This is a genomic window from Burkholderiales bacterium, from assembly GCA_013695435.1.
Lineage (GTDB): Bacteria > Pseudomonadota > Gammaproteobacteria > Burkholderiales > JACMKV01 > JACMKV01.
In genome coordinates this window covers 1-6,007 of record JACDAM010000148.1, presented here as the reverse complement: position 1 = coordinate 6,007, position 6,007 = coordinate 1, and the positions used below count along the sequence as shown (strand labels likewise).

The 6,007-nt window shown below is 61.9% G+C and carries 6 protein-coding genes; 5 read left to right on the top strand and 1 reads right to left on the bottom strand.

Features of this window, described 5'->3' with window-relative positions; all coding sequences use genetic code 11:
* From H0V78_07735 to H0V78_07715, 5 genes are all read left to right on the top strand, one after another.
* The coding region (locus H0V78_07735) for a transglycosylase SLT domain-containing protein (GenBank protein MBA2351668.1) at positions 1 to 1,032 on the top strand (1,032 nt) is incomplete at its 5' end.
* A 77-nt stretch (positions 1,033 to 1,109) separates the two neighbouring features.
* Positions 1,110 to 1,619: a DUF2726 domain-containing protein gene (locus H0V78_07730; protein MBA2351667.1), complete on the top strand. Its 510-nt coding sequence runs from the start codon at positions 1,110 to 1,112 to the stop codon at positions 1,617 to 1,619.
* A gap of 197 nt (positions 1,620 to 1,816) precedes the next feature.
* A complete protein-coding gene (locus H0V78_07725; protein ID MBA2351666.1) occupies positions 1,817 to 4,711 on the top strand; it encodes an FAD-binding oxidoreductase in 2,895 nt (964 codons plus the stop codon).
* 126 nt (positions 4,712 to 4,837) lie between these two features.
* Positions 4,838 to 5,110, top strand: coding sequence for a type II toxin-antitoxin system ParD family antitoxin (locus tag H0V78_07720; protein MBA2351665.1), 273 nt, complete (start codon positions 4,838 to 4,840; stop codon positions 5,108 to 5,110).
* 1 nt (position 5,111) lies between these two features.
* The gene (locus H0V78_07715) at positions 5,112 to 5,420 is read left to right on the top strand and encodes a type II toxin-antitoxin system RelE/ParE family toxin (GenBank protein MBA2351664.1); all 309 of its coding nucleotides are present in this window, start codon (positions 5,112 to 5,114) and stop codon (positions 5,418 to 5,420) included.
* A gap of 76 nt (positions 5,421 to 5,496) precedes the next feature.
* Here H0V78_07715 and H0V78_07710 read toward each other — a convergent pair.
* On the bottom strand, positions 5,497 to 6,007 hold a 511-nt coding region (locus tag H0V78_07710), incomplete at its 5' end, for an ATP-dependent DNA ligase (GenBank protein ID MBA2351663.1).

Here is a 6,007-nt window from a genome sequence, read left to right as displayed (position 1 = left end):
GCCTTGCTGGATGCCAGGCTGCTGCTGGCCGGGTTGAGCGGCGAACATCATTTCTACGGTGCGCTGGCGGCTGAAGAGCTCGGCGCGCGCAACGTCATTCCGGCCGAAGTCTACGCGCCAGGCGACGCCGCCGTAACGGCGATTCAACAGTTGCCGGGCATACGCCGCGCGCTCGAGTTATATCGACTCGATTTACGCACCGATGCCACGCGCGAATGGATCTGGGCGGTGCGCGATCTCGACGATCATCAGTTGCTGGCGATCTCGCATCTCGCCCGCCGCCACGAACTGTACGACAGGGCGATAAATGCCGCCGACAAAACCACCGTGCTGCACGATTTCGGCATGCGCTATCTGACGCCGTACCGGAAGATGATGGGCCAGCGGGTGCGCGAAGCCGTTCTGGATGAAGCCTGGGTGTACGGGCTGATCCGCCAGGAAAGCCGGTTCATCGCCGATGCGCGTTCGAGCGCCGGCGCCGCCGGCCTCATGCAGGTGATGCCGGCGACTGCCCGCTGGGTGGCGAAGCGCGTCGGCATGAAGAGCTATCACAGCTCGCAAATCGGACACGTCGATACTAATCTGATGCTGGGCACGCAGTATCTGCGCTATGCGCTCGATACGCTCGATCAGTCGCCGGTTCTGGCGTCTGCCGCCTACAACGCCGGGCCATCGCGCGCGCAGGCCTGGCGCGGCGATACGGCCATGGAAAGCGCCATCTACATCGAAACCATCCCGTTCGGCGAGACGCGCGATTACGTGAAAAAGGTCATGACCAACGCCTGGTATTACGCGAATCTGCTCGGCCAATCGCCGGCGCCGCTGAAGCAGCGCCTGGGAACGATTCCGGCCCGCAGTTCCGTGGAAGCCGGCGAATCGGAATTTCTTGAAGTGAGGCTGCCGCAGCATCAGCCTGAGGCCGCGGAAACTTCGATACAAAAGACGACGGCGCCTGCTCCAGCAACGCCCGACAAGCCGGATAGCGATCGCGGGCAGGCCATCGCGCCGCCCGCCGTCTCTGCTCCCGGCTGAAACGAGCTCACGGCTGCAACCGGCGCAGTCCGGGCTTCATCAAGTTGGGTGCCCTCACACTTTTGGAGTAAAGCCGCATGCAGACAGTCTTGTTCATTGTTGTTCTCTTCGTAATTACCGGTATCGTAATTGCCGCGCTCAAAAAGCGCGGCAATCCAGGCTCCGGCGATCAACCCTGGCCGTTCTACGTTAAGAAGCCTCTCACCCAGCCAGAACAAATCCTTTACCATCGCCTTGCGAAGGCGTTGCCCGAGCGTATTGTTTTGGCCCAAGTTCAGCTTTCGTGTGTTTTGGGGGTCAAGAAAGGTTTCAAATCTGCCGAGTGGAACAACCGTATCAATCGTATGCGCCTTGACTTCGTTGTATGCCTCAAAGATTCAACGGTTGTTGCCGCCATTGAGCTTGATGATCGATCTCATCAAAAGGCATCAGGCGTCGAGGCCGACGCCAAGAAAGAAAAAGCGCTCTCATCTGCAGGTGTCCCACTCGTTCGTTGGCAAGTCAGCGCGCTTCCTGACGAAGCAGCCATTCGTCTGGCTTTCGCGGCACAACAACCTTACCTCGCGGTCGAGCGGGTCGCCGCATAAGGCTCGGCAACGACGATCGACTTGCTGTAGAAGAAACGCCTTCAGGTTGTCGTTCCCGCGAAGCCCGAAGTTGCAGTGCAACGGTTTAGGCAGTCCGCCGCGCGCGGAGCCGCACAGCAGCTAATACCTGAATCGAGGGGACGGCCTCAACATCTCCCGTCAAAGTCCGCCGCTTCGATTTTAGACGCCGCTCGAACATGAAAGCTTCCGCCGCCGACGCACTCGCCGCAGCGCTCGAAAGCGCCATCGCCGGCGAAGTGCGTTTCGATGCCGGGGCGCAAGCGCTGTATTCGACCGACGCTTCGAATTATCGGCAGATCCCAATCGGCATCGTGATTCCGCGCACGCTGGATGACATCGTCGCGGCGGTCGAATGCTGTCGCGAGCACGATGCGCCGCTGCTCATGCGCGGCGCCGGCACCAGCCTCGCCGGCCAAACCTGCAACGTCGCCGTCGTTCTCGACACGTCGAAATATCTGAACCGTGTATTGCGGATCGATGCGGAGGCGCGCTCGGCGCTGGTCGAGCCCGGCGTCGTCTGCGATATCTTGCGTATCGAGGCGGAAAAACACGGCCTCACCTTCGGGCCCGATCCGGCCACGCACAGCCGCTGCACCCTGGGCGGCATGATAGGCAACAACTCGTGCGGCGCGCACTCGCTGTTCGCCGGCAAAACCGCCGAGAACATCGAAGCGCTCGAAGTGCTGACTTACGACGGCGCGCGCTTCCGGGCGGGTGAAACTTCGCCGGCTGAACTTACCGCAATCATGCAAGCGGGCGGGCGGCGCGGCGAAATTTATCGCGCCTTGCAAAAGCTGCGCGACGATTATGCTGATGCCATACGCGGCGAATTTCCGACCCTGAAGCGCCGCGTGTCGGGCTACAACCTCGATCAACTGCTGCCGGAAAACGGCTTCAACGTCGCACGCGCGCTGGTCGGCTCGGAAGGCACGTGCGCGATTACGCTGACCGCGACAACCCGGCTGGTCGCGAGTCCGCCGCAGCGCGTCCTCGTCGTGCTCGGCTATGCCGACATTTACCTCGCCGCCGATCGCACACCGGCGCTGCTCGAACACGCGCCGATCTGCCTCGAAGGGCTGGACGAACGCATGATCGCCGACATGCGCAAGAAGCACGCGCAGCTTGCCGATATTGCGCTGCTGCCGGAAGGGCGCGCATGGCTGCTGGTCGAATTCGGCGCCGCGACGCAGGACGAAGCGATAGCTCGCGCGCAACGCTTGATGCAAAGCGAAAGCCGCAGCGCGGTCGCAACGGTGCTTTACAGCGAGCCCGCACAGCAGCGCAAACTTTGGTCGCTGCGCGAAGTCGGCGCCGCCGCCACCAACTCGGTTCCCGGCGAGCCCGAGACTTATCCGGGATGGGAAGACGCAGCGGTGCGGCCCGAGCAGCTCGGTCAATATCTGCGCGATTTCCGCAAGCTGCTCGATCGCTACAACTATCAATGCTCGTTCTACGGCCACTTCGGCGACGGCTGCATCCACGGCCGCATCACCTTCGATTTCAAAACTGCCGCCGGCATCGCGCGCTGGCGCGAATTTTTGTTCGAAGCCGCCGATCTCGTGGTGCGCTACGGAGGCTCGCTGTCGGGCGAGCACGGCGACGGCCAGGCGCGCGCTGAATTGCTGGGCCGCATGTACAGCCCGCGCATCATGCAGGCATTCCGCGAATTCAAGGCGATCTGGGATCCGCGCAACCGCATGAATCCCGGCAAGCTGATCGCGCCCTATGGCAGCGACATTCTCCGCGTCGACGAAAACCTGCGCGCCGGTCCCGCTTACCATCCGTTCGATCCGGCGACGCATTTTTCCTTCAGCAACGATGGCAACAGTATCGCCAGCGCGGCGCGCCGCTGCGTTGGCGTCGCCAAGTGCCGCAGCATCGGCGGCGGCACGATGTGCCCGAGTTACCGCGCGACCGGCGAAGAACAACACTCGACGCGCGGCCGGGCGCGCCTGCTATTCGAAATGCTGCAAAGCGATGGGCAAAGCAAAGAGCCGCCAGGCCTGTGGCAAAACGAGCACGTGAAGGAGGCGCTCGATCTATGCCTCGCGTGCAAAGCCTGCAAAAGCGAGTGCCCGGTGCAGGTGGATATGGCGAGTTACAAGGCCGAGTTTCTGTCGCACTACTTTGAGACGAAGCGACGGCCTAGACAGGCGTATGCGATGGGGCAGATCCGACGCTGGGCCGAGCTCGCCGCGCACGCGCCATGGCTCGCAAATTTTTTTACGCAGACTCCGGGCTTGAGCGCGGCTGCGAAAGCGATCGCCGGGATCGCGCGGGAGCGTCACATCCCGGCGATCGCCAATCAAACATTCGCACGCTGGTTTGCGCGTTGTGGCCCGCGAAATGCGGGGCGACCGCGCGTCATCCTGTGGCCCGACACGTTCAATAACCACTTCCAGCCGCATGTGTTGATCGCTGCAACCGAGGTGCTCGAAGCAGCCGGTTACGAGGTCACATTGCCGCGCAGGTCAGTGTGCTGCGGCCGGCCGCTCTACGATTTCGGCTGGCTGACGCAAGCCAAGGGCTTGCTCGAACAAACCCTGACCGTGCTCGGGCCCGAGATCGAAGCGGGCATTCCCGTTATCGGCCTTGAACCGGCGTGCGTCGCAACGTTTCGCGACGAGCTGCTGAACTTTTTCCCGAACGACGAGCGCGCCGCCAAACTCAATCGCGCAACCCGCACTCTCGCGGAGTTCCTGATCGACAAAACCGATTTTCAACCGCCGCCGCTGAACCGCCGAGCGCTCGTACATATGCACTGCCATCAGAATGCCGTGCTCGGCACAGATAGCGAACGTACCCTGCTCACCCGACTCGGCCTCGATTACACCGTGCTCGATTCCGGCTGCTGCGGCATGGCCGGCGCGTTTGGCTTTGACGAAAACAAATTTGATGTGTCGCTCGCGATCGGCGAGCGCGTGCTGCTGCCGGCTGTGCGTGGGGCGAGCGAAGATACGCTGATTATTTCGGATGGCTATAGCTGCGGCGAGCAGATTGCGCAAGCCGCGAAGCGCCGCGCATTACACACTGCGGAAGTCGTGAGGCTGTCATTCGGACAGCAACCTTAGCCTGTCAACTTCCTGGTGCTCCGACATCAGAAAGGCGTTATTGCAGGGGCTTGGTAATGTCCATCTTTGACAATAATTGATAGAATACGGCGGACCGGTCACCGAACGTCATGGAGGAAATTTAGCATGGGCATGAACGTCAATCTCACCCCCCAGCTCGAAGAGATGGTGCGGCAGAAGGTCAGTTCGGGCATGTATACATCCGCCAGCGAGGTGGTCCGCGAGGCGCTACGCCTCATGGACGAGCAGGACCGAATGCGGGCTGCCAGGCTTGGGCAATTGCGTCAGGACATCCGAGCGGGACTCGACAGCGGTGTTTCGGCAGATTGGGCTGCCGAGCAGGTCAAGCGCGATGGGCGCGCCAGGCGGGTAGCCAAGGGACGCCCTGACAAGTCATAGGATGCCGCGCATCTTCCGCCGGCCACTCGCCGGCGCCGACATCGCTGAAATCTGGGATTACGTCGCTGAGGACAGCATCGCGCAGGCAGACGCTTGGGTGGATCGTCAGGAAGCCAGGCTGCGGTTGCTGTCGACCCGGCCATTGATGGGCCGATCTCGCGACGAATTGTCGCCCGGCCTGCGAAGCATGCCGTTCGGCCGGTATGTCATCTTTTACGATGCGCTGCCTGACGGGATTGATGTCGTTCGGATACTGCACTCCGGGCGCGATATCGACGCCGTGTTCGAGGATGATTCAGCGGAGAATTGAGCCTTACCTTGCTGAACCGCTACTGACTGCTTTGAGCCCAAGTGTCATTGCATGGCGTTGATGCCGGAAACCGCCGTCAGCGCCGACTCGCCGCGCTGAAAACTTTCGCGAGCTCGTAAGGGTTCGTGACTTCGAGTTGATCGTAGCGGCACTCGCCCGGCGGTTTGTCCAGGCGCCACCGCAGAAAAGTCGCCGCGTGCCGAAAGCGGTTGCCTTGCAGGTGATCGTACTTTACTTCGCACGCTCGCTCGATCCGCAACGGCTCCCATGACAAATCCTTGCCCGCACTCCAGCGGCTTTGCGCGCCGGGCATGCGCGTCGTCGCGTCATCCGCCTGCGCCCATTCTTTCCATGGGTGCTTATCGAACGCATTCTTGCGCAGCGGCGCGAGCTCGACAGCGAGCTCTTTGCGCATCGCCATCGTGAACGACGACGTGACACCGACGTGCTGCAACACGCCTCTGTCGTCGTAGAGACCGAGTAACAACGACCCCACGACATCCTTTCCGCTCTTATGCCAGCGGAACCCCGCGACGACGCAGTCGGCCGTGCGTGCGTGCTTCACTTTGATCAGCGCGCGTTTGCCC

Bases quoted from the DNA above. Each gene is read 5' to 3' on its own strand.
- H0V78_07730 (MBA2351667.1), top strand. From the start codon at position 1,110: ATGCAGACAGTCTTGTTCATTGTTGTTCTCTTCGTAATTACCGGTATC.
- H0V78_07715 (MBA2351664.1), top strand. From the start codon at position 5,112: ATGCCGCGCATCTTCCGCCGGCCACTCGCCGGCGCCGACATCGCTGAA.
- H0V78_07720 (MBA2351665.1), top strand. From the start codon at position 4,838: ATGGGCATGAACGTCAATCTCACCCCCCAGCTCGAAGAGATGGTGCGG.
- H0V78_07725 (MBA2351666.1), top strand. From the start codon at position 1,817: ATGAAAGCTTCCGCCGCCGACGCACTCGCCGCAGCGCTCGAAAGCGCC.